The 21,134-nt window shown below is 68.8% G+C and carries 21 protein-coding genes; 11 read left to right on the forward strand and 10 right to left on the reverse strand.

The window, feature by feature from the left end; genetic code table 11:
- Positions 1–65 precede the first annotated feature (65 nt).
- Positions 66–1,463, forward strand: coding sequence for a sugar porter family MFS transporter (locus JWS13_RS07300; protein ID WP_124392947.1), 1,398 nt, complete (start codon positions 66–68; stop codon positions 1,461–1,463).
- Positions 1,464–1,537: 74 nt separating this feature from the next.
- On the opposite strand, the gene dxs is transcribed toward JWS13_RS07300, so the two are convergent.
- A complete protein-coding gene (dxs, locus tag JWS13_RS07305; protein WP_206011523.1) occupies positions 1,538–3,484 on the reverse strand; it encodes a 1-deoxy-D-xylulose-5-phosphate synthase in 1,947 nt (648 codons plus the stop codon).
- A gap of 251 nt (positions 3,485–3,735) precedes the next feature.
- Here dxs and glsA point away from each other — a divergent pair, with 251 nt between their 5' ends.
- The 4 genes from glsA (at position 3,736) to JWS13_RS07325 (ending at position 8,116) form a co-directional block, all read left to right on the forward strand.
- Positions 3,736–5,556: a glutaminase A gene (gene glsA, locus JWS13_RS07310; protein WP_206005123.1), complete on the forward strand. Its 1,821-nt coding sequence runs from the start codon at positions 3,736–3,738 to the stop codon at positions 5,554–5,556.
- A 105-nt stretch (positions 5,557–5,661) separates the two neighbouring features.
- Complete coding sequence (locus JWS13_RS07315) at positions 5,662–6,621, forward strand: ATP-binding cassette domain-containing protein (RefSeq protein ID WP_206005124.1); 960 nt, start codon at positions 5,662–5,664, stop codon at positions 6,619–6,621.
- Positions 6,618–7,457 (forward strand): ABC transporter permease, encoded by an 840-nt coding sequence (locus JWS13_RS07320; RefSeq protein WP_206005125.1) that lies wholly within the window; start codon positions 6,618–6,620, stop codon positions 7,455–7,457. The genes JWS13_RS07315 and JWS13_RS07320 overlap by 4 nt, the downstream gene beginning before the upstream one ends.
- Entirely contained in the window at positions 7,454–8,116 is a 663-nt protein-coding gene (locus JWS13_RS07325; RefSeq protein WP_206005126.1) for an SIMPL domain-containing protein, read from the forward strand. Before JWS13_RS07320 ends, JWS13_RS07325 begins: the two co-directional genes overlap by 4 nt.
- Here the strand turns inward: JWS13_RS07325 and JWS13_RS07330 are convergent.
- The 3 genes from JWS13_RS07330 to JWS13_RS07340 form a co-directional block, all read right to left on the reverse strand.
- The gene (locus JWS13_RS07330; RefSeq protein ID WP_160097992.1) at positions 8,113–8,571 is read right to left on the reverse strand and encodes a MarR family winged helix-turn-helix transcriptional regulator; all 459 of its coding nucleotides are present in this window, start codon (positions 8,569–8,571) and stop codon (positions 8,113–8,115) included. The genes JWS13_RS07325 and JWS13_RS07330 overlap by 4 nt on opposite strands.
- A 389-nt stretch (positions 8,572–8,960) precedes the next feature.
- Complete coding sequence (locus JWS13_RS07335; RefSeq protein ID WP_206005127.1) at positions 8,961–10,229, reverse strand: class I SAM-dependent RNA methyltransferase; 1,269 nt, start codon at positions 10,227–10,229, stop codon at positions 8,961–8,963.
- A 13-nt stretch (positions 10,230–10,242) separates the two neighbouring features.
- Entirely contained in the window at positions 10,243–12,237 is a 1,995-nt protein-coding gene (locus JWS13_RS07340) for an APC family permease (RefSeq protein WP_206005128.1), read from the reverse strand.
- Between the two features lie 162 nt (positions 12,238–12,399).
- Here JWS13_RS07340 and JWS13_RS07345 point away from each other — a divergent pair, with 162 nt between their 5' ends.
- The gene (locus tag JWS13_RS07345; RefSeq protein ID WP_206005129.1) at positions 12,400–13,065 is read left to right on the forward strand and encodes a potassium channel family protein; all 666 of its coding nucleotides are present in this window, start codon (positions 12,400–12,402) and stop codon (positions 13,063–13,065) included.
- 48 nt (positions 13,066–13,113) lie between these two features.
- Positions 13,114–13,773 carry a potassium channel family protein gene (locus tag JWS13_RS07350; protein WP_015890497.1) on the forward strand — a complete coding sequence of 220 codons (660 nt, stop codon included), beginning with the start codon at positions 13,114–13,116 and terminating at the stop codon, positions 13,771–13,773.
- A 78-nt stretch (positions 13,774–13,851) separates the two neighbouring features.
- Here the strand turns inward: JWS13_RS07350 and JWS13_RS07355 are convergent, their stop codons facing one another.
- Together JWS13_RS07355 and JWS13_RS07360 are read right to left on the reverse strand one after the other, a co-directional pair.
- Positions 13,852–14,532 (reverse strand): DUF3159 domain-containing protein, encoded by a 681-nt coding sequence (locus JWS13_RS07355; RefSeq protein WP_206005130.1) that lies wholly within the window; start codon positions 14,530–14,532, stop codon positions 13,852–13,854.
- Positions 14,533–14,560: 28 nt separating this feature from the next.
- A complete protein-coding gene (locus JWS13_RS07360) occupies positions 14,561–14,938 on the reverse strand; it encodes an OB-fold nucleic acid binding domain-containing protein (RefSeq protein ID WP_043825920.1) in 378 nt (125 codons plus the stop codon).
- Between the two features lie 136 nt (positions 14,939–15,074).
- Here JWS13_RS07360 and JWS13_RS07365 point away from each other — a divergent pair, with 136 nt between their 5' ends.
- The gene (locus tag JWS13_RS07365; protein WP_206005131.1) at positions 15,075–15,788 is read left to right on the forward strand and encodes an alpha/beta fold hydrolase; all 714 of its coding nucleotides are present in this window, start codon (positions 15,075–15,077) and stop codon (positions 15,786–15,788) included.
- A gap of 29 nt (positions 15,789–15,817) precedes the next feature.
- Here the strand turns inward: JWS13_RS07365 and JWS13_RS07370 are convergent, their stop codons facing one another.
- The gene (locus tag JWS13_RS07370) at positions 15,818–16,675 is read right to left on the reverse strand and encodes a DUF3710 domain-containing protein (RefSeq protein WP_206005132.1); all 858 of its coding nucleotides are present in this window, start codon (positions 16,673–16,675) and stop codon (positions 15,818–15,820) included.
- 2 nt (positions 16,676–16,677) lie between these two features.
- Positions 16,678–17,199, reverse strand: a complete 522-nt coding sequence (dut, locus tag JWS13_RS07375; protein ID WP_206005133.1) for a dUTP diphosphatase — start codon at positions 17,197–17,199, stop codon at positions 16,678–16,680.
- 86 nt (positions 17,200–17,285) lie between these two features.
- Here dut and JWS13_RS07380 point away from each other — a divergent pair, with 86 nt between their 5' ends.
- Positions 17,286–17,756 carry a DUF3093 domain-containing protein gene (locus JWS13_RS07380; RefSeq protein WP_206011524.1) on the forward strand — a complete coding sequence of 157 codons (471 nt, stop codon included), beginning with the start codon at positions 17,286–17,288 and terminating at the stop codon, positions 17,754–17,756.
- A gap of 46 nt (positions 17,757–17,802) precedes the next feature.
- On the opposite strand, the gene JWS13_RS07385 is transcribed toward JWS13_RS07380, so the two are convergent.
- A complete protein-coding gene (locus tag JWS13_RS07385; RefSeq protein WP_087555838.1) occupies positions 17,803–18,105 on the reverse strand; it encodes a DUF4193 domain-containing protein in 303 nt (100 codons plus the stop codon).
- Positions 18,106–18,587: 482 nt separating this feature from the next.
- Here JWS13_RS07385 and cei point away from each other — a divergent pair, with 482 nt between their 5' ends.
- On the forward strand, positions 18,588–19,277 hold the full coding sequence (cei, locus tag JWS13_RS07390) for an envelope integrity protein Cei (RefSeq protein WP_206005134.1): 690 nt from the start codon (positions 18,588–18,590) through the stop codon (positions 19,275–19,277).
- Positions 19,278–19,284: 7 nt separating this feature from the next.
- Here the strand turns inward: cei and JWS13_RS07395 are convergent, their stop codons facing one another.
- Positions 19,285–20,187 carry an inositol monophosphatase family protein gene (locus JWS13_RS07395; protein ID WP_206005135.1) on the reverse strand — a complete coding sequence of 301 codons (903 nt, stop codon included), beginning with the start codon at positions 20,185–20,187 and terminating at the stop codon, positions 19,285–19,287.
- A 178-nt stretch (positions 20,188–20,365) separates the two neighbouring features.
- Between JWS13_RS07395 and ppgK the strand changes: the two genes are divergently transcribed.
- Entirely contained in the window at positions 20,366–21,118 is a 753-nt protein-coding gene (ppgK, locus tag JWS13_RS07400; protein ID WP_206005136.1) for a polyphosphate--glucose phosphotransferase, read from the forward strand.
- Positions 21,119–21,134: the final 16 nt, after the last annotated feature.

Genomic DNA, 21,134 nt, shown 5'->3' on the forward strand with positions numbered 1-21,134 from the left:
CGTATTGCGGGACACCTAGTTCGCTTGTGCCCGCATCAGGAACGCTCGTCGAAAGCAGGTATGCGATGACGCAGATGTCCGAAAGACACACCGCGAAGGTCATCGGCGTCACCGTCGCCGCCGCGGTGGGTGGGTTTCTCTTCGGTTTCGACAGCTCCGTCATCAACGGCGCCGTCGACTCCATCCAGGACCACTTCGAGCTGGGGTCGTTCTTCACCGGCTTCGCCGTGGCGATCGCGCTGCTCGGATGTGCTGTGGGCGCGTGGTTTGCGGGCCGCCTCGCGGACCGCTGGGGCCGCAAGAAAGTGATGCTGCTCGGCTCGGTGCTGTTCGTGGTGTCCTCGTTCGGGTCCGGTCTCGCGTTCAGCGTCCCGGACCTGATGGTGTGGCGCGTCCTCGGCGGTCTGGGCATCGGTATCGCGTCGGTCATTGCGCCCACGTACATCTCGGAGATCGCGCCTGCCCGTTACCGCGGCGCGCTGGCGTCGCTGCAGCAACTGGCCATCACTCTCGGCATCTTCGCCGCGCTGCTGTCGGACGCGGTGCTGCAGAATGCGGCGGGCGGCGCGTCCGAAGAGCTGTGGCTCAACCTCGAGGCGTGGCGCTGGATGTTCCTCGTCGGCGTGATTCCCGCGGTCGTGTACGGCGTTCTCGCCCTGATGATCCCCGAGTCGCCGCGATACCTGGTGGGCAAGCACCTCGATCAGGAGGCCGCCGACGTCCTCGCGAACATCACCGGCGAGGTCGACCCGCAGGAACGCGTCTCCGAGATCCGGTTGACCCTCCGCCACGAGTCGACAGCGTCGTTCGACGATATTCGCGGCCCGAAGTTCGGGCTGCAGCCACTCGTCTGGGTCGGCATCTTCATGGCCGTCTTCCAGCAGTTCGTGGGTATCAACGCGATCTTCTACTACTCCACGACGCTGTGGAAGTCGGTGGGTTTCACCGAGAACGAGTCGTTCACCACGTCGGTGATCACCGCGATCATCAACGTGGGCATGACGTTCGTCGCCATCCTGTTCGTCGACCGGATCGGCCGGAAGATCCTGCTCGAGGTGGGCTCACTCGGCATGTTCGTGAGCCTGCTCCTCGCTGCTATCGCCTTCTCCCAGGCTACCGGCAGCGGCGACGACGTGGCGCTCCCCAGCCCGTGGGGAGCGCTCGCGCTGATCGGCGCCAACCTGTTCGTGATCTTCTTCGCCGCCACCTGGGGCCCGGTCATGTGGGTGATGCTGGGCGAGATGTTCCCCAACAACATGCGCGCCTACGCCCTCGGCATCAGCACGGCGGCGAACTGGATCGCGAACTTCACGGTCACGCTGTCGTTCCCGCCGCTCACCCGCTCGGTCGGGTTGTGGTTCCTGTACGGGCTGTTCGCGTTCTTCGCATTGCTGTCCTACTTCTTCGTCCGGTTGAAGGTCCGGGAGACGAAGGGCATGGAACTCGAGGAGATGCACACCTGAGCGGTGCCCACTACTGACAGATCCGGCCGAATCACACCGTGATTCGGCCGGATTTCTCGTGTGGGGCGGTCGGTCTACTGGCCGGTGTTCTCCGCGCGCTGTGAGTCGAGGCCAGCGACGACACCGTTCTGCCCGGAGCGCAGGTTGCCGAGGCCGGCGAACCATCCGGTGATCTGCCGGGCGACGTCCTGCGCCGTGAGTCCCAGCTCGGCATGAATCTGCGCGCGGGACGCGTGGTCGAGGAACCGCTGCGGAACACCGAGATCACGACAGGGCACGTCGACCCCGGCCGACCGCAGCGCGGCGGACACGGTGGACCCGACACCGCCGTGCAGTCCGCTGTCCTCGACGGTGACCACCATCGTGTAGTCCTCGGCGAGCTTCAGCAACGACTCCGGGACCGGCAGCACCCACCGCGGGTCGACGACGGTCGCCGAGATGCCCTGCTGTTCCAGACGTTCCGCGGCTGCGAGCGCGAGGCCGGCGAACGCGCCGACCGACACGATGAGCACGTCGTTGCGCCCGGAGGGGGCGCGCAGGATGTCGACGACGCCGTCGAGCCTGCTCACGGCGGGCACGTCGTCACCGACCGTGCCCTTCGGGAAGCGGAGCGCGGTCGGACCGTCGTCGACGGCCAGCGCCTCGTCCAGTTCCTCCCGCAGGGTGGCGGTGTCGCGGGGAGCCGCGACCCGCATCCCCGGCACGATGCCCAGCAGCGACATGTCCCACATGCCGTTGTGGCTGGCGCCGTCGCTGCCGGTGATGCCCGCGCGGTCGAGGACGAGGGTGACGGGCAGCTTCAGCAGGGCCACGTCCATCAGCAACTGGTCGAAGGCACGGTTGAGGAACGTCGAGTAGACGGCGACCACCGGGTGCAGGCCGCCGAGCGCCAGGCCTGCGGCCGACGTGACGGCGTGCTGCTCGGCGATCCCGACGTCGAACATGCGGTCGGGGTATTTCTCGCCGAACGCGGCGAGACCGGTCGGGCCCGCCATGGCGGCGGTGATCGCCACGATGTCCTGCCGGTGGCTCGCCTGCTCGATCAGCTCGGCGGAGAATACCGACGTCCAGTCGGCGGACGCCGATCCGGCCGACTTGCCGGTGACCGGGTCGATGACGCCGGTCGAGTGCATCTGATCGGCCACGTGGTTCTCGGCGGGCGCGTAGCCCATGCCCTTGCGGGTGACGGCGTGGACGATGACCGGTCCGCCGAACGCCTTCGCGCGGCGCAGCGCGGATTCGAGCGCGGCCTCGTCGTGGCCGTCGACCGGTCCGAGATACTTGATGCCCAGGTCCGTGAACATCACCTGCGGGGCGACGGCGTCCTTGAGGCCCGCCTTCATGCCGTGCAGGACCGAGTAGGCGGTGCGTCCGACCCACGGCAGCTTCTTCACCATCCGCCGGCCGCTGTCGAGGATGCGCTCGTATCCCGGCTGGAGCCGGAGGGCGGCGAGGTGGTCGGCGAGACCACCGATGGTCGGCGCGTACGAGCGGCCGTTGTCGTTGACGACGATGACCACCGAGCGGTCCTTGCCTGCGGCGATGTTGTTCAGCGCCTCCCAGCACATGCCGCCGGTCAGGGCGCCGTCACCGACGACGGCGACGACGTGCCGGGCCTGCCCGGTCAGTTCGAAGGCCTTCGCGAGACCATCGGCGTACGACAGCGCCGCCGACGCGTGGGACGACTCGACCCAGTCGTGATCGCTCTCCGCCCGGCACGGGTACCCGGACAGGCCGCCCTGCTTGCGGAGCGAGTCGAAATCGTCCTTGCGGCCGGTGAGGATCTTGTGGACGTACGCCTGGTGCCCCGTGTCGAAGACGATCGGGTCGGCAGGCGACTCGAAGATGCGGTGCAGCGCGAGGGTCAGTTCGACGACGCCCAGGTTGGGGCCGAGATGCCCGCCGGTCGCCGCGACCTTCTGCACGAGGAACTCACGAATCTCCGCGGCGAGCTGCTTCATCTCCGCCGGATTCAGCTGACGAAGATCGTCAGGCGTCTGGATACGGGCAAGAACACCCAACGAGATCGCTCCCTCCGTGATGCACGCTGCCTTGCGTGCCTCTGCCACGTGGCGTCGTGTCACGTCACAGTGGAACCAGTCTACGGAGCCACGGAAGGGCGGGACACACGGTACCGGTCGCGGCGGCCCCGTGGTGCGGCTTCGTCCTCGGGCATTCCGGCCACGGCCGTGACCGGCTTCACACAATTGCGTCGCCGGGCGGACCCGGCGGAACACCCGACTTCGTCGTGAACAGGCTCTAGGGTCTTCTCATGAGCACCGTCGTGGACGCGCTGATCGGAAAAGTCTTCACCGAGACCCGGGAGAACCGCGGCGGACAGCTCGCCGACTACATTCCCGAGCTCGCCGCGGTGGCCCCCGACTCGTTCGGCATCTGCGTCGCGACCGTGGACGGCTACGTGTACGAGGTCGGCGACACCCGCCTGCCGTTCACGATCCAGTCCATCTCGAAACCGTTCACGTACGCTCTGGCACTCGCCGATCGCGGTTCCGCCGCCGTCGCCGAGAAGATCGACGTCGAACCGTCCGGGGAACCGTTCAACGAGATCAGCCTCGACCCGCGGACGGAGCGGCCCCGCAATCCCATGATCAACGCCGGGGCGATCACCGCGACGTCGCTGGTAGCCGGTCCCGACGTGGAGACGCGGTTCGAGCGGATCCGGTCCACGTACTCCCGGTACGCGGGGCGGGACCTGACGTTCAACCGGTCGGTGTACGAGTCGGAGTCGCGGAGCGGGCACCGCAACCGGGCGATCGGCCACATGCTGCGCTCGTTCGACATCGTCACCGGCGACCCCGACGAGGCCGTCGACCTCTACTTCCGCCAGTGCTCCCTCGACGTGACGTGCCGCGACCTGAGCCTGATGGCGGCGACGATGGCGAACAACGGCGTCAATCCCGTCACCCGGGAGACCGTCCTCGAGCCGGCACTGGTCGAGCGGGTCCTGAGTGTGATGTCGACATGCGGCATGTACGACGGCGCGGGCAAATGGGTCTACGAGGTCGGGCTGCCCGCCAAGAGCGGCGTCGGGGGCGGCGTGCTCGCCGTCCTGCCCGGGCAGATCGGGATCGCGATCTATTCGCCGCGTCTCGACTCCCACGGCAACAGCGTCCGCGGAGTCGAGGCCTGCCGGGCCCTGTCGAACGAGTTGGAACTGCACTTCCTGCACGTCACCCGGGCAGCCCGTTCCGCGGTCCGTGCCCGGTACTCGGTGTCGGACGCCCCCTCGCGGATGCGGCGGTCCCCCGCCGAGCGCGCCGCCCTCGACGACGTCGGCAAGCGCAGCCGGATCTACGAACTGCACGGGGATCTGCTGTTCGCCGGCGCGGAGAGCGCGGTCCGCGAGATCGGCGGCGTCGAGGAGGACCTGGAGGCGGTGGTGATCGACGTCCGGCGCGTCGACGACGTCAGCGGGGTCGCCCGCCGGATGTTCGAGACCCTGCGGACCGACCTCGGTGAATGCGGGTGCGCGTTGGCGTTCGTCGACCCGGCCGGTCTGCTCGGCAACACCCGTTCCGACCTGTCGGGGCGGGCGGGCCGGGTGTTCGCCGACCTGGACGGCGCCGTGCAGTGGTGTGAGGACATTCTCCTCGACCGGCATTGCAGCACGGCCCGTCAAGCATCGTCCGTCACGATCGCCGAGCACCCCATGCTGTCCAAGCTCACCGCGAAGCAACTCGAACGGTTTACCCGCGACCTCGTCACCCGCACGTATGCCCGCGGTGACCTCGTCATCCATCGGGGTGACCGCGCGGCCGGGCTGTTCCTCATCCTGTCCGGCACTGTCAGCACCACGATCAGCGACGATGCGGGTGCGGTGCACCGGATCATGACGTTGTCGGCCGGGATGAGCTTCGGGGAGATGACGATGATGCTCGACTCCCGTTTCCTCAACGACGTCCGCGCCGACACCGAGGTGACCGTCGCGGTGCTGACCACCGAGCGCTACGTCGAAATGGCTTCGGAGGAACCGAAACTGAAGCTGGCACTGCTCGAACGTCTCGCGTCGGGCGCCTACGAGCAACTCGACGTGATGCTGCGGGCGCTGCTGCGTCAGGGCGGCGGACTCTGACCGGCTCGCGGGAACCCCTCGCGGGAAAAACCGTTGCCCGAATCGGAAAAATCGGACAGGCTTGGGGCCCGGAACCGACGATGCTCGAATCGAAAGCAGGGTGCAATGCTCACAGCGACCAAGCTGGCCATCGAGACGACGGGACTCGTCAAGACATTCGGATCCACCCACGCGGTCGACGGCCTGGATCTGGCCGTTCCGCTCGGGGGCGTCTACGGCGTCCTCGGACCGAACGGCGCGGGCAAGACCACCGCGATCCGGATGCTGGCCACGCTGCTGCCCCTCGACGGTGGAACCGCCACCGTGCTGGGACACGACGTCGCGACCGAACCGGACGCCGTGCGCGGCAAGGTCTCCCTCACCGGGCAGTTCGCCTCGCTCGACGAGGATCTGACGGGCAGCGAGAATCTGCTGCTGCTCGGCCGGTTGTACGGGTACTCCCGCGCGGCGGCCCGCACCCGGTCCGAACAGTTGCTGTCCGCGTTCGGACTGGAGGAGGCGGGCAACCGGCAGGTGAAGAACTACTCCGGCGGGATGCGACGGCGGCTCGACATCGCGGCCAGCATCATCGTCACCCCGGAGATGATCTTCCTCGACGAACCGACCACCGGTCTCGACCCCCGCAGCCGCAATCAGGTGTGGGAGATCGTCCGCGCGCTGGTGGCCGGCGGAACGACGGTACTGCTGACCACCCAGTACCTCGACGAGGCCGACCAACTCGCCGACCGGGTGGCCGTCATCGACCACGGCAAGGTGATCGCCGAGGGCACCACCGGCGAACTCAAGGCCTCCGTCGGATCGGGTGCGCTGCACGTGCGGGTCACCGACATCGCCACCCGCCCGGCGGCGGCGGCGCTGCTGCGGGACGTGCTCGAGGTGCCGGTCACCGAGGAAGCCGATCCGGCCGCCCTCACCGCCCGCATCGACGACCCGGCCCGGGTCTCGCGGGCACTGCCCGCACTCGACGACGCCGGAATCGCCGTCAGCACATTCGCATTGGGGCAGCCGAGCCTCGACGAAGTCTTCCTCTCCCTCACCGGCCGACCCACCGAGGAGCACGCATGACCTCCACCACCGACCGGACCGCCGACACCGCAGCCGCTGTCGCCGACGTCCTGAAGATGCCCGGCCCGAGGCCCGCGCGACCCACCGCATTGTCGACGTCGCTGTCGTTCGGCTGGCGGGCCCTGCTCAAGATCAAACACGTCCCCGAGCAACTGTTCGACGTGACGATGTTCCCGATCATGTTCACGCTGATGTTCACGTATCTGTTCGGGGGTGCGCTGGCCGGATCGACCAGCGCCTACGTGCAGTTCCTGCTGCCGGGCATCCTCGTGCAGACCGTCGTCATGATCACCATGTACACCGGCCTGACGCTCAACAAGGACATCGAGAAGGGTGTCTTCGACCGGTTCCGTTCGCTCCCGATCTGGCGTCCGTCGCCTCTCGTCGGCGCGCTGCTCGGTGACGTCGTCCGCTACACGATCGCGTCGATCATCGTCCTGATCCTCGGGCTGGTCCTGGGGTTCCGTCCGGACGGCGGGCTCGTCGGTGTGGTGGCGTCGATCGGACTGCTGCTGTTGTTCTCGTTCAGCCTGTCGTGGATCTGGACGATGTTCGCGATGCTGATGCGCACCGAGCAGGCGGTCATGGGGGTGTCGATGTTCATCCTGTTCCCGCTGACGTTCGCCAGCAACATCTTCGTCGACCCCGCGACCATGCCGGGCTGGCTCCAGGCGTTCGTCGGCGTCAACCCGATCAGCAAGCTGGTGACGTCCATTCGCGGGCTCATGGCCGGGACGGTGGAGATGGCGGATCTCGCCGTCGTGTTCGGGTGGTGCGCCGGGTTCATCGTGATCTTCGGGCCGCTGACGATGCGCCTGTACAACCGCAAGTCGTGACGGTGCCGGTGTCCGATCCCGCCGAGCGGGCGGTGACGGTGCGCGGATCCGGAATCGTCTCCGCGGTTCCGGATCTCGTCCGCGCCGCCGTCACCGTGACGGCGACGCGTCCCGCGGTGGCCGACGCGTTCGAGGCCGTCGCCCGGTCCACGACTGCCGTCACCGACACCCTGCGCGGGTACGGCGTCTCGGGCCCCGACCTCGCGACCACCGGGCTGTCCGTGCACTCCGAGACCACGTGGGCCGAGGGCCGGGGCAGCGAGGTGACGGGCTACACCGCGGCGACGATGCTGCAGATCACCGTCCGTGCGGCCGGGACGTCCGCCCCGTCGCCGGCGCAGGTGGTCGCCGCCTGCGTGGGTGCGGGTGGTGACGACATCCGCCTCGGCGGACTCGAATTCGACTTCTCCGATCCGGCTGCGCTGACGGTCACCGCCCGGGAACGGGCGTGGGCCGATGCCCTCGCCAAGGCGGAGCAGTACGCCTCGCTGTCGGGGCGCGCACTCGGCGAGGTCCTCGACATCGCGGAGGTCGACGTCGGTGACGTGTCCCCGCGACCGGTCGCGAAGGCGTTCGAGGTGGCCGACGCCGCCATCGCGATCGAACGGGGCGAGAAGCCGACGCGGGTGGACGTGCGTGTGCGGTGGCGGCTGGTCTAGGGCCGGGGGCCGCGCTGCTGCACCGAGGCGGCGAACGTGTCGGTGAGCTGGGTCAGCGACGTCACCGCCGCCAGTGCCTGTTCCTGCGACCAGTCCTCGAGCATGCCGCGCAGCCGTTCGGCCCGGCGTGCGGTCGTCTCGGCGAGAATGTCCATCCCGCTCGGCGACACCCGGATGCGGGAGGCCCGCTTGTCGTCGGGATCGGCGGCGCGGGAAACATATCCCGCGTCGACGAGTTCGGAAATCTGCCTGCTCAGCGAGGACTGGCTCACGCACAGGTCGGCGGCCAGTTCGTTCTGGCGGCACTCCCCTCGCGCGGCGAGCACGAAGAGCACGCTCGTCAATGCGGGCGCGATCGGGGTCTCGCCGGTCGCCGAGACGACCGCCCGCAACGACCGCCCGAGCGCGAACACCGCGTCGACCAGCGCTTGCGCAGTATCTGCCTGTACCGACATCCTGTCCCCGTCCCGAACACCCACTACCTGCAGGCTCTCATCTGTTGCCAATGTATCTAATACTCGCTATCGGTTTCTGGCACTGTCTGCCACCGCGAACTGGTGACTGCGGAATTCGTGGGCTGGCGGTCGTTGGGGTGCGCACGGTCGCCGACGGAGGGCCGGTTGCCTTCTCGGCGCGCGGGTTCGGGTCCCCAACTCTGTGGCCTCGCGGACCGGGCGCCGATCTGGGCAGAACTGTATCGGGTTGTGCGGGAGCGACTCCCGAGAGGGCGGAGGTATCTATTGGGGAGGATCGCGGTTCGTGTCCCGGGGGCGGGGCGCGGGCGGATGCTCGTCTACGGGCCCCGGGGGCCGCCACCCGGTGGTGTGGTGTGGTGGGATCTTCGTCAGCGCGTGAGCAAGGCGATGCACTCCACGTGGTGGGTGAGAGGGAACGCGTCGAACGCGCGCAACTCGTCGACATGATATCCCTGCGCGAGGTACAGCCCGATGTCGCGGGCGAACGACGCCGGGTCGCATCCCACGTGCACGACCCGTTCCGCGCCGGCGGCGGCGACCGCCTCGATCACCTCACGCCCGGCACCCGCGCGCGGCGGATCGAGCACCACGACCCGTGGCGGGGAGGCCAACCCGGCGATCGCGCGCTCGACCCGGTCGGCGTGGAAGCGCACCTGCGGGAGGTCGGAGAGCGCGGCCTTCCCGTCCGTCACGGCCTGGCGCGCGGACTCCACCGAATCGATGTGCCCCGAAGACCCGGCGCCCGCGGCGAGGGCGGCGGCGAACACCCCCACTCCCCCGTACAGGTCCCATGCCGTCGCACCCGCGGACAGCCCGGCCCATTCGGAGACCACCGCCGAATACGCCTCGGCGGCCCCGCGGTGCGCCTGCCAGAACCCGGTGGCGGCCAGTTCCCATTCCCGGTCGCGTACCCGCTCCACCGGGCGGCCCGATCCCACGACCACCCGCTCCGCGCGCGGTGCACCGCCTGCGGCCCGCCGCGCCATGGCACCGCGCCGGCCGGGACTCGTGCGGCCGGTCCGCGACACCTTCGGCGGCGCGATCTCGACCACGTGCCGCTCCCCCGCGCCGTCGAGAACGATCTGCACCTCGCTGCCGGGCTTCCAATCATGTTCGCCCACATCGTCGTAGGCGGCGGCCTCGATCTGCGGGCACGCGAGGTCCGTGACGATCCCGGAACTGCGGTGCCGGTGATAGCCGGGACGGCCGTCCGGGTCGACGGCCAGCCGCACCCGGGTGCGCCAGCCGGTGCCGTCCCCCGTGCCGGGCAATTCCTCGACGTCCACGTCCCGCTGCACCCGCGCGAGCCGCACCAGCTGCTCCGACACGACCTGCGACTTCATGTCCCGCTGCAGGTGCAGGCTCGCGTGCGAGAAGTCGCAGCAGCCCGCGCCGCCCGGACCCGACACCGGGCACACCGGGACGACCCGCTCCGGGGACGCGTCGAGGATCTCGATCGCGTCGGCCCGGCAGTACGACCCGCCGCGGTCCTCGGTGACCCGGGCGATCACCCGCTCACCCGGCAGCCCGTGCCGGACGAAGACCACCCGGCCCTCGTGGCGAGCGACGACGAAACCGCCGTGCCCGGGATTTCCCAGCCGCAGCTCGAGGTGGCGGTCCGACCAGTTCTCACTCAACGCTTCTCGTCCGTCACTTGTCGTCGGGTTCGTAGCCGCGGCGCGAGGCCCCGGCCGTGTATTCGATGTTCAGTGTCTTCGCCTTCTCGGACGAGTTCAGCTGCCACGGAACACTGGTGACCATTACACCCGGCTGGAACAGCAGACGGCTCTTGAGCCGCAGCGCACTCTGGTTGTGCAGGATCTGTTCCCACCAGTGCCCCACCACGTACTCGGGAATGAACACGGTGACGACGTCCCGCGGCGAGTCCTTCCGGACGCGGCGCACGTAGTCGAGCACGGGTTTGGTGATCTCGCGGTACGGCGACTCGATCACCTTGAGCGGCACCGCGATGTCACTCTTCTCCCACTGGCGCACCAGTGCCCGGGTGTCGGGTTCGTCGACGTTGACGGTGATCGCCTCGAGCGTGTCCGGCCGGGTCGCCCGGGCGTAGGCCAGCGCGCGCATCGTCGGCATGTGCAGCTTGGAGACCAGGACGATGGAGTGCGTGCGGCTGGGCAGCACCCCGTCCCATTCCTGCTCCTCGAGTTCCCTCGTGACGCTGTCGTAATGCTTCCGGATCATCTTCATCACGACGAAGATCGCGACCATGGCCACGATCGCGATCCAGGCGCCCGCCGCGAACTTCGTGATGAGCACGATGATCAGGACGGCGCCGGTCATGACGAGGCCGATGGAGTTGATCACCCGCGAGCGCTGCATCCGCCGGCGCGAAGCGGGGTCGTTCTCGCTCTTCAGGTGCCGGGTCCAGTGCCGGATCATGCCCGTCTGGCTCAGCACGAACGAGACGAACACGCCGACGATGTACAGCTGGATCAGCTTGGTCACCTCGGCGCCGAACAGGACGACGAACGCGATCGCCGCCCCGGACAGGAACAGGATGCCGTTGCTGAACGCCAGCCGGTCGCCGCGGGTGTGCAGCTGACGGGGCAGGTAGCGGTCCTGCGCGAGGATCGAGCCGAGCACGGGGAATCCGTTGAACGCGGTGTTGGCGGCCAGCACCAGGATCAGGGCCGTCACGATGGCGATGAAGTAGAACCCGATGGGGAAACCGCCGAACACCGTCTCGGCGATCTGCGCGATCAGCGTCTTCTGGTGATAGCCGGCCGGGGCGCCGATCAGCTGCTCGGCCGGGCTGTGCGCGTACACGATCCCGATCTTCTGAGCCAGGATGATGATGCCCATCAGCAACACGATGGCGATCGATCCGAGCAGCAGCAGCGTGGTCGCCGCATTGCGGGACTTCGGCTTCTGGAACGCGGGAACACCGTTGCTGATCGCCTCGACACCGGTCAGCGCCGCACACCCCGACGAGAAGGCCCTGGCGATCAGGAACGCGAACGCGATCCCGTACAGGTGGGAGTCCTCGGCCTCGAGCTGGAAACCGGCCGATTCGGCGCGCAGATCGTCGCCGAACACGTAGATCTGGACGAACCCCCACAGCAGCATCAGCGCCATGCCGGCGATGAACGCGTACGTCGGGATCGCGAAGGCGGCACCGGATTCACGGATGCCCCGCAGGTTGATGGCGGTCAGCAGGACGATGGCCGCGACCGCGAACAGCACCTTGTGCTGGGCGACGAACGGGACCGCGGAACCGATGTTGGACGCCGCCGACGAGATGGAGACGGCCACCGTGAGCACGTAGTCCACCAGCAGGGCGCTGCCGACGGTCAGACCGGCGGTGGGACCGAGGTTGACGGTCGCGACCTCGTAGTCGCCGCCGCCCGACGGGTAGGCGTGCACGTTCTGCCGGTAGCTGGCGACCACCACCGCCATCACGGCGGCGACGGCGAGTCCGATCCAGGGGGTGTAGGCGTAGGCGGAGATGCCCGCCACCGACAGCACGAGGAAGATTTCCTCGGGCGCATAGGCGACCGACGACATCGCGTCGGACGCGAAGACGGGGAGGGCGATCCTCTTGGGAAGCAGCGTGTGCCCGAGCTTGTCGCTCCGGAAGGGTCTGCCTAGCAGTAGCCGCTTTGTGGCGGTCGAGAGCTTTGACACTGCCAAAGCGTAAGCCGTCCGCAGAAAACCTGGACCCTCACCCACCAATGTGTCCGGATTGCGATCTCTGTCCCGGTTGCTCTTCCGTCCGGGCACTGTACGGTTCGATTCGGTACGCACGTACTCGAGACGTGAAACCAGAGCCCAGAAACGGAGTACAAGGTGTATGTGGTCATCATGGGATGCGGCCGGGTCGGCTCATCCCTCGCCGGCTCGCTGACCCGGATCGGCCACGAGGTCGCGGTCATCGATCGCGACCCCGCCGCGTTCCTGCGTCTCGAACCCGACTTCCCCGGGCACACCGTCATCGGCATGGGTTTCGACCGTGACGTGCTGGTCAAGGCCGGTATCGAGCGCGCGGAGGCGTTCGCCGCCGTGTCGTCCGGAGACAACTCCAACATCATTTCCGCGCGGGTCGCCCGCGAGACGTTCGGTGTGGAACGCGTCGTCGCCCGGATCTACGACGCGAAGCGTGCCGCCGTGTACGAGCGGCTCGGGATCCCCACCGTCGCGACCGTCCCGTGGTCGACGGACCGGTTCCTGCACACCCTCACCCGCGACAGCCAGACCGCCAAGTGGCGCGACCCGTCCGGAACGGTCGCGGTCACCGAGTTGTCGCTGCACGAGGATTGGATCGGCAGGCCCGTCGCCGAACTGGAGGCGGCGACCAATTCGCGGGTCGCGTTCATCATCCGCTTCGGCACCGGCGTCCTGCCCGACCGCAAGACGGTCTTCCAGGCCGACGACCAGGTGTACATCGCGGCCGTGTCGGGAACGGTGGCCGAGGCCGTGGCACTCGCGGGCAATCCCCCGCCTTCGGACAATTGAGACGGCAGTGAGAATGTTCACGATCGACCACCCGAACGGAAGCAATCGATGAGAGTCGCAATCGCAGGAGCCGGCGCAGTCGGACGCTCGATCGCGCGCGAACTGGTCCGCAGCGAACACGACGTCATGCTGATCGAGCGCAAACTCGAGCACGTCGAGCAGGAGTCGGTGCCCGAGGCGACCTGGGTCCACGCCGACGCGTGCGAGTTGAGCAGCCTCGAGGCGGCCTCCCTGGAAACCTACGAGGTCGTGATCGCGGCCACCGGTGACGACAAGGCCAACCTGGTCCTCAGCCTCCTCGCGAAGACCGAGTTCGGGGTCAGCCGCGTCGTGGCCCGCGTCAACGATCCGCGCAACGAGTGGTTGTTCGACGAGTCCTGGGGCGTCGACGTCGCCGTGTCCACCCCCCGGATGCTCGCCTCGCTGGTGGAGGAGGCGGTGTCCGTCGGCGATCTGGTGCGGCTGATGACGCTGCGCCAGGGGCAGGCCAACCTCGTCGAGGTCACGCTGCCCGACAACACGCCGCTCGCCGGGAAACCCGTCCGCAAACTGCAATTGCCCCGCGACGCCGCGCTGGTCACCATCCTCCGCGGTGGACGAGTCATCGTGCCGCAGCAGGACGACCCGCTCGAGGGTGGTGACGAATTGCTGTTCGTCGCCGCCGTGGACGTCGAGGACGACCTGCGCGCGGCGGTCGGGCTCTCGTAGGCGCCCGGCGCGCACAGCGCCGAATTCGTCTCCGCCGCAACCGGTCGGCCCCGGCGGTCCCGGATCGGAGGCCCGCGTTCAGGGGCGGTCCGGTTCCTCTCGGGGGCCGCCCGCTTCCGTGTCGTCCGTCGGTACACCCGTGTCCTCGACCGGCCCCGGTTCGACGATCCGGTCGGCCCGGCGCACGGCCCAGATCGTCACCAGCAGAGCCAATCCGGCCAACGGCCAGCCCATCGCGATGCGGGCGAACGCGAGCCAGCCGGTCTGGTCCGAATCGTAGAGTTGCGACTGCACGAGGTACCGCGCCGCGAACACCAGCGCCCAGGCGGCGGTGGCGACGTCGTAGGCGCGTACCGCGCCGCGATGGCGCCGCCAGAGGTTGCCGTGGCCGTTGAGGAAGCCCCAGATCAGGCCGACGAGCGGCCGGCGCACCAGGATCGAGATCACGAAGACCGCCCCGTACGCGAGGCTCGTGTAGATGCCGAACAGGAAGTACCCCTTGGCATCGCCGGTGCGGTAGGCGATGAACGCGGAGATACCCACACCGAAGAACCCGGACACCGCGGGCTGGATGGGGCTGTGGCGGATGAGACGCCAGACGAGAATGGCGACGGCGACGCCGAGCGCCGCCCAGATCGCCGGGCCCAGACCCCACACACCGTTGACCGGAACGAAGACCAGGATGGGCAGGGTCGAATAGATCAGCCCGCTGATACCACCGAGCTGGTCGAGTATGGATTGCTGCTTCGTTTCGGTCACTCAACGAGAGTGCCACACGAGGCGGACCCTACGAGTCGCCGCGCAGCTCGTAATACGGGTTGAAGATCACCTTCTGGCCGTCGCGTTCACCGACGCGTCCACGCACGAGCAGGGTCTTGCCCGGCTCGATACCCGGGATGCGCCGCCGCCCGATCCACACCAACTTGATCTGTTCCGTGCCGTCGAAGAATTCCGCCTCGATGCTGGCGTTTCCGGACTTCGGACAGGCTTCGACACTGCGGAGCCGTCCCAGCATGGTGACCTCTTCACCGCGGCTGCAGTCGCAGGCACGTTGTGCGCCGGACGCCTGAGACGTCTCGGCCATTTCCTCGGCGTCCAGCTGCTCGAGGTCCTCGGTGAGCCTTCGAGTCAGCCGACGAAAATATCCTGCCGTGGCGGGTGCCATTGCGCGCTCCTGGAGCATGTGCGACGCGAGATCTTCGCGCCGCTCGTAGGGCTGTGTATTCGCCACTGTAGACCCATTGGTTCCCCGCAACCACACCACCGGAAGGCCGCTGTGACGCACCAGGCAGGATCAACTCATGCCCTCTGATGACCGGCCGTCCGTGGCCGTCGTGCTCCCCGGTACCGGGTCCGATGCGGACTTCGTCGCTCGCGCCTTCACCGAGCCCCTGACCAGCCGTGGAGTGCGTACGGTCGCAGTCGAACCCGATCCCCGGCGGGTCGTCGGCAGCTACCTCGACGCGCTCGACGGCGCCGCCGCGCAGCACGGAAGAATCCTCGTCGGCGGGGTCTCCATCGGCGCCGCGGTGGCGTTGCAGTGGGCAGGATCACACCCCGATCACGTCGCGGGGGTACTCGCGGCGCTGCCCGCGTGGACCGGGACCGCCGCGGACGCCCCCGCCGCCGCCAGCGCCCGGTTCACCGCCGCCCGGCTGCGGGCGGACGGCCTCGAACAGGTCACCGCCGAGATGATCGCCTCCAGCCCGCAGTGGCTGGGCCGGGAACTCGCGAAATCCTGGCGATCCCAGTGGCCGCACCTCCCCGCGGCGCTGGACGAGGCGTCGGAATACCACGCGCCCGGTCTCGACGACCTCGAGCGCATCACGGCGCCGGTGGGCATCGCTGCCGCCACCGACGACGCCGTGCATCCTCTCGAGGTCGCCCGCACCTGGTCCGAACGACTACCGCACGCGGGTCTCGTCACGGTGACACTGGACGAGATCGGTGCCGACCCGGCGGTTCTCGGCTGCACGTGCCTCAGCGCGCTGGACTCGGTCCTGCACACGGCCTGAGCGTCGCAATCCCCCCACCGGACGCGGGGTCAGCGACCGAGTTGCTGCATCGCCGAACCCGATTCGCCGCGACGCTGCTGCGGCTGGGCCGGGACCTGCGCCTGCGGCGGCTGCTGCTCACCCTGCGGACCCGGTTCCGGCTGCTGCGTCGGTTGCTGAGGTGCCGGTTGCTGCGGGGCGCCACCCTGCTGCTGCGCCAGTTGCTGCTGGTGGGCGGCGGCCAGCTGCTGGGCGAGGGCCTCGGGCAGCACCACCGGCAGCGGCGTCCGCACCGGGTTCGGCTCGTTGCCCCGCTTCACCACGGTGTCGCGCAGGATCGCCCTGGCGGACGCGACCAACTCCGAATCGGCCGTGTTGCCACCGCTCGGTCCCGCGACCACGCAGCGCACCATCCACCGGTAGCCGTCGACGCCGATGAAACGCAGGTCGGCGTTCGGGGTGACGGCGAATACCTCACGTCCCCACGGTCCGCTCTCGACGCTCACCGTCGCGTTGTCGTTGCGCAACGATTCCGCGAGGTCGCCCGCGACCTCACGCCACTGGCCGGGAGACTTCGGGGCCGCATACGCGGCCACCGTGATGCGTCCGTGCTGGGTGACGAGGTGCACGGCCTGCGGCGAACCGTCGGGCGCCATCTCGACCTGCAACTGGGCGCCCTGCGGCATCGGCACGAGGACCGAACCGAGGTCGAGGCGGGTTCCCACCTCGCCGACGGTGAGGTCGGCGCCCGACTCGAGGTCGTCGGCGTCGTACGGACCGCCGTCCACCTCGGTCACGGCGTCGTAGTCGTCCTCGTAGTCGGCGGCGTCGGCGTCATCCGCCTCGGCGTCCTCGAAGAATTCGGGCCGGTCGGCCTCGGCTTCCGCCTTCTTACGACGTCCGAACATGATCAGGCTCCTTCACTGGCATTGCCGACGAGGCTGGCGTGGCCTCCGCTCGACCCGTGTCCGTCGCTGCCGCGGGTGGTCCCGTCGAGGGACTCGACCTCGACGAACGACACCAGTTCGACCCGCTGCACGAGCAGTTGGGCGATCCGGTCGCCCCGCCGGATCTCGATCGGGGTGTCGAGGTCGTGATTGATCAGGCACACCTTGATCTCGCCCCGGTACCCGGCATCGATGGTGCCGGGGGTGTTGACCACCGACAGTCCCGATTTGGCGGCCAGCCCGGAGCGGGGGTGGATCAGTCCGACGGTGCCCAGGGCCAACGCGACCGCGATGCCGGTTCCGACGAGGACGCGGCGCCCCGGCTCGATGGTCACGTCGGTGGTGCTGCAGAGGTCGACACCGGCGTCGCCGTCGTGCGCGCGCTGCGGAACCGGAATGCCCGGGTCCAGCCGCTGGAGGGCGACGGGCGGAATGGTGGGGGTCGCGGCGGGAGAATGGCCGGGAGATAGGTCGCTCACGTGCACCGAGCCTACTCTCAGACACCGACTATCCTGGTCGGGTGTCAGAAACGTCCCGGCCCGAAGTCGCGCCCACCGATAACGCCTCGCCCGTGCTGTACTCCGAGCGCCTGTGGGTGCCCGTCTGGTGGTGGGCAGTGGGCCTGTTCGTCGCCGGGCTGCTTGCCGCGGAGGTGCACATGGGTGCGCCCGGCCTGCGCGCGTGGCTGCCGTACGTCCTGCTGCTGCCGCTGCCCGTGTGGGGGCTCGTCTGGCTCAGCCGCCTGCGCGTCGAGGTCGTCGCGGAACCGAGCGGCGTCCACCTGCGGGTCGGCCAGGCGCATCTGCCGGCGGACGTCATCGCGCGGGTCGCCGAGGTTCCGGGTTCGGCGAAGAGTGCGGCGCTCGGCCGTCAGCTCGATCCCGCCGCCTTCGTGCAACACCGGGTCTGGGTCAAGCCGATGGCACTGATCGTGCTCGACGACCCCGAGGACCCGACCCCCTACTGGTTGATCAGCACGCGCCGGCCTGCGGAGTTGCTGGCCGCGCTCGACCGTGCCCGCCCGCAGGCGGACGGAGACTGATCGGACGGTGGGCCTCCCACCGTCCGCCTCTCGTACTCGCCGCCGCTCAGGCCGCGCAGTCCCTGCACACCAGCACTCCGCCCGCCTCACTGGCGAGCCGGCTGCGGTGGTGGACCAGGAAACAGCTCGAACACGTGAACTCGTCGGCCTGCTTCGGCACGACCCGCACCGAGAGTTCTTCACCGGACAGATCCGCGCCGGGCAGTTCGAACGACTCCGCGGTGTCGGACTCGTCGACGTCGACGACAGCCGATTGAGCCTCGTTGCGTCGCGCCTTCAGTTCCTCCAGCGAATCCTCCGAAACCTCGTCGGACTCTGTTCGCCGCGGTGCGTCGTAGTCAGTTGCCATGTCGCCTTCCCCTCATCTTCTTCCGTGTATCCCGGCCCGTGCGGCGCGCCGGACCGATTGCCGGTCGACCGTCCACCCGAAAAACCGCCTCGGCGCAGATCACACCCTGCGGCTGCAGGGCGCTGCAGCGGATGGATACGTGCCCGGACACCAGGCTCCGGAAACATGATCTACGCCTCTTTTGTCATCTTCTGCCGACCCTCGTTCTGCATGCTTTGAACGACTGGGGCCGCCAGACAGTAGCCGAAGGAAGTACAAAAGACGTAACCGAATCGGCCGATCGCGCAAATTGTCTGCTAATCGTCACCAACACCACAGCAACCTGTGACATTCCACAACGGGGACGGGTTCGGGGTTATGACGCCGCAGGGATCTAAGGTAGGTGCCGAACCTGCGCCACGACGTGTGGCCGGGGCCTGTATCGGTGCGCTGGACGGGCGAAACGTTCCAAGTGCAGTTCGTAGGAGAGGTCGAGGCACACTGTGGTTTCACTGATCACCGAAGGCAGCCCGCTCGACGACAAGGGTCGTCCGTTCCGGCGGCGGCGGGCGATGCCGATCCTCGTGGTGTTCGCGATCCTCGCTCTGCTCGGAGCCGTCGTGTGGATGGGTGTCCTCGGCGACGACGAGGACCTGGCCGCGACGGTCGACTGCAATCTTCCGCAGCCGGCCGCGCAGCCGGTCGATCCCGCGGCCCCGCCGCCGCAGGCGCTGGGCGAGAGGGTCGACGGTTCGACGTTGCGGGACGTGGAGCCCGCCGCGCTGTCCGCCACGAAGGTGCGCGTGTTCAACGCCAACGGCGAGCACGGCCAGGCGGCGCAGGTGGCCGCGCAGCTGAGCGACTACGGGTTCGCGAGCGCACCCGACGTCCAGGCGGGCAACGACCCGATCTACGTCGACCAGAACATGCAGTGCCAGGGGCAGCTGCGGTTCGGCCCGAACGGCGCCGCGGCCGCGAGCGCGCTCTGGCTGGTGGCCCCATGCGCCGAACTCATCCAGGACACCCGCGCCGACGACACGGTCGATCTCGCCCTCGGAACCTATTTCCGCAAGATCTCGCCGAACGCCGACGCCGAGGAGGTTCTGCGGTCGCTGAAGGATCCGCCGCCCGGGACCCAGCCCGCACCGCTCGACATCGACCTCCTGAAGGCGGCGCGCACCGCCCGTTGCTGACCGCCGGTCACCGCTCCGGGATCGGGGTGTCCACCCCGGTCTCGGCGAACAGGGCGTCCAGCGCGTCGGCGATGCCGGGGGCCGCGGCTACCACCACCTCACCGTCCGCACTCGACGTGTGCGGCGACGGGATCCGCACGCGGGCTCCTGCCTCGGTCGCGATCAGCGACCCCGCCGCCCAGTCCCACGGACTCAGTCCGTGTTCGAAATGGGCATCGACACGGCCTGCCGCGACCATGCACAGGTCGAGGGCCGCGGAACCGATCCGGCGGATGTCGCGCACCCTCGGCAGGATGTCGGCGATGAGGGCGCCCTGTACCTTGCGCCGGGCAGCGCCGTATCCGAATCCGGTGGCGAGCAACGCCATCGAGACGTCCGTGACGGGGTTGCACCGCAGTGCGCTGACCCGCCCGTCGGCGTCGGTGAGGGTCGCCCCTCCGCCGCGTGCCGCCGCGTACGTCGATCGGGCCGCCACGTCGACCACGACCCCGGCGACGGACACTCCGTCGACCTGGGCGGCCACGGAGACCGCGTACGCGGGCACCCCGTACAGAAAGTTGACGGTGCCGTCGATCGGGTCGACGATCCAGCGCACCCCCGCGACGGAATCACCCTCTCCCCCACCTTCTTCGCCGAGGATCGCGTCCTCGGGACGAAGCTCCGCGAGGCGGTCGCGGATGACCTGCTCGCTCTCGGTGTCGACGACGGTAACGGGGTCGGTGGGAGTGCTCTTCGACGCCACGGAGTCGCCGGATTCCGCTCGCGTCCCGACGATTCCGAATACCTCGGGCCGCCGGGCCCGGACGTGGGCGGCGGCCTCCTCGGCCACCGCGACGGCGACCTCGAGCAGCCGTCTGGGATCGGTGCCGGCGTGGCCTTGCGCGGTGTCTGAACTCTGGGGTGCATGCACTCACCCATCGGATCACACTTTCGCTGCCTCACACCACCGCTGACGTTCGCGGCCCCCTTCCGGCGGCGCAGCGTCCTCGAGTGTCATCACCCACCGAACCCGCCTCGACGCACTAGTGTGACGGGCAGCAGAAGCGCGCCCGAGAACACGTCGTCGTCGACACGGAGGAGCACACGCCATGGCCAAAACGGGGTTCGGTGTCGACGTCGGAGGCAGCGGCGTCAAGGGTGGCGTCGTGGATCTCGAGACCGGCGAGCTGATCGGCGACCGCATCAAGCTCCTCACCCCCCAGCCGTCCACCCCGCAGGCGGTCGCGGAGACCGTCGCGGAGATCATCCGCCAGGCGGAATGGGACGGACCGGTCGGTATCACTCTGCCGAGCGTCGTCACCGGCGGCGTCGCACGATCCGCCGCGAACATCGACAAGGGGTGGATCGGGACGGACGCGCGCGCGCTGTTCTCGGGCGCACTCGGCGGCAGGCGCGTCACGGTCCTCAACGACGCCGACGCGGCGGGGATAGCGGAGGATGCGCTCGGCGCGGGCAAGGACGCGAAGGGGGTCCTCATCCTCCTCACGTTCGGCACGGGCATCGGCTCGGCGATCCTCCACGACGGCGTGCTGCTCCCCAACACCGAGTTCGGGCACATGGAGGTGCACGGCAAGGAGGCCGAACATCGAGCGGCGTCCTCGGTGAAGGAAAAGAAGGATCTCTCGTACAAGGAGTGGGCCGCCGAGGTCAGCCGGGTCCTCACCCGGTTCGAGGACCTCCTGTGGCCGGATCTGTTCATCGCCGGCGGCGGAATCAGCCGCAAACACGAGAAGTGGATCCCCCATCTGACCAACAGGACACCCGTCGTACCTGCTGCGCTGCTCAACACGGCGGGAATCGTCGGTGCTGCGCTCGCGGTCGAAACGGGCATCGCTCCGTAACTATTTCGGATGGGTC

Source organism: Rhodococcus pseudokoreensis (genome assembly GCF_017068395.1).
In the GTDB taxonomy this organism is placed as follows: Bacteria; Actinomycetota; Actinomycetes; order Mycobacteriales; family Mycobacteriaceae; genus Rhodococcus_F; species Rhodococcus_F pseudokoreensis.

Excerpts from the sequence above, each read along its gene's own strand:
- JWS13_RS07315 (WP_206005124.1), top strand. The coding sequence starts at position 5,662 with ATGCTCACAGCGACCAAGCTGGCCATCGAGACGACGGGACTCGTCAAG.
- JWS13_RS07370 (WP_206005132.1), bottom strand. The coding sequence starts at position 16,675 with ATGTTCGGACGTCGTAAGAAGGCGGAAGCCGAGGCCGACCGGCCCGAA.
- JWS13_RS07320 (WP_206005125.1), top strand. The coding sequence starts at position 6,618 with ATGACCTCCACCACCGACCGGACCGCCGACACCGCAGCCGCTGTCGCC.
- JWS13_RS07300 (WP_124392947.1), top strand. The coding sequence starts at position 66 with ATGACGCAGATGTCCGAAAGACACACCGCGAAGGTCATCGGCGTCACC.
- ppgK (WP_206005136.1), top strand. The coding sequence starts at position 20,366 with ATGGCCAAAACGGGGTTCGGTGTCGACGTCGGAGGCAGCGGCGTCAAG.
- JWS13_RS07360 (WP_043825920.1), bottom strand. The coding sequence starts at position 14,938 with ATGGCACCCGCCACGGCAGGATATTTTCGTCGGCTGACTCGAAGGCTC.
- JWS13_RS07330 (WP_160097992.1), bottom strand. The coding sequence starts at position 8,571 with ATGTCGGTACAGGCAGATACTGCGCAAGCGCTGGTCGACGCGGTGTTC.
- glsA (WP_206005123.1), top strand. The coding sequence starts at position 3,736 with ATGAGCACCGTCGTGGACGCGCTGATCGGAAAAGTCTTCACCGAGACC.
- JWS13_RS07350 (WP_015890497.1), top strand. The coding sequence starts at position 13,114 with ATGAGAGTCGCAATCGCAGGAGCCGGCGCAGTCGGACGCTCGATCGCG.
- JWS13_RS07385 (WP_087555838.1), bottom strand. The coding sequence starts at position 18,105 with ATGGCAACTGACTACGACGCACCGCGGCGAACAGAGTCCGACGAGGTT.
- JWS13_RS07365 (WP_206005131.1), top strand. The coding sequence starts at position 15,075 with ATGCCCTCTGATGACCGGCCGTCCGTGGCCGTCGTGCTCCCCGGTACC.